Annotated in this window: 1 protein-coding gene; it reads left to right on the forward strand. The window is 61.7% G+C overall.

The features are described 5' to 3' along the window. Positions 1–95: 95 nt before the first annotated feature. Positions 96–1,042 (forward strand): IS630 family transposase gene (locus K3A84_RS20250; protein WP_404823193.1). Its coding sequence is split into 2 segments (ribosomal slippage): positions 96–432 and positions 432–1,042, totalling 948 coding nucleotides; the frame shifts between segments, so codons are not numbered across the junction. The last annotated feature ends 15 nt before the right edge of the window (positions 1,043–1,057 follow it).

The raw sequence follows: 1,057 nt of genomic DNA on the forward strand, positions 1-1,057 counted from the left end.
CTAGAGCGTTTTTCGACCGTTTTGAATCGCGAGGGAATTCCCGTCGGATGTGATTTCTGATTCAGAATCCGTGCTGGTGAAGGAGGCCGGCATGGATGGCTCACACCCTTTCGATGGATTTGCGTTCCCGACTTTTGGCGGCGGTTGATGATGGGCTGAGCTGCCGGGCTGCAGCTGCTCGTTTTGGCGTTGCTCCATCGACGGCGATCCGCTGGCAGGCACAGCGGCGCGAGACTGGCGGCTTTGTCCCGAAGCTACAAGGCGGCGATATGCGCTCGCGCCGGGTGGAAGAGCGTGCGGCAGACATCCTCGCTCTCTGGGAGGCGCGCAAGGACATCTCGCTTGAGGAACTGCGCGCGGGCCTGGCCGAGATCGGCCTGATCGTCTCCGTCGCCGGGTTGCATCGCTTCTTCATGCGTCGCGGAATGACGCGCAAAAAAAGACTGGCCATGCAATCGAGCAGGACCGCCCCGACATCCTGAAGCAGCGCCGGGAATGGTTCGAAGGCCAGATCGATCTGGAACCCGAACGTCTCGTCTTCATCGATGAGACCTGGACCGCTACCAACATGACCCGCAGCCATGGCCGCTGCCCGAAGGGTGAGCGGTTGCGGATGGGCTTCCCGCATGGCCACCGCAAAACGACCACGCTGGTTGCCGGGCTGCGCATGACCGGCATGATCGCGCCGATGGTGCTCGACGGGCCGATCAACGGCGACTGGTTCGAAGCCTATATCACCCAGGTGCTCATACCGGAGCTGCGCCCCGGCGACGTGGTCATCATGGACAACCTCTCGAGCCACAAGCGGGCGTCGGTGCGCGAGAGGATCGAGGCCGCAGGCGCAACCCTGCGCTTCCTCCCGCCATACAGCCCCGACTTCAATCCTATCGAGAAGGCCTTCTCGCGCCTTAAGGCCATGCTCAGAAAGATCGGTGAGCGAACCGTCAATGGGCTGTGGGACCTGATCGGCAGGCTCGTCGATATCTTCCAGCCCGGCGAATGCGCCAACTACTTCACCTCATGCGGATATGACCCGGAATGATCGAAAAACGCTCTA

It is taken from the genome of Novosphingobium percolationis (assembly GCF_020179425.1).
GTDB lineage: Bacteria > Pseudomonadota > Alphaproteobacteria > Sphingomonadales > Sphingomonadaceae > Novosphingobium > Novosphingobium percolationis.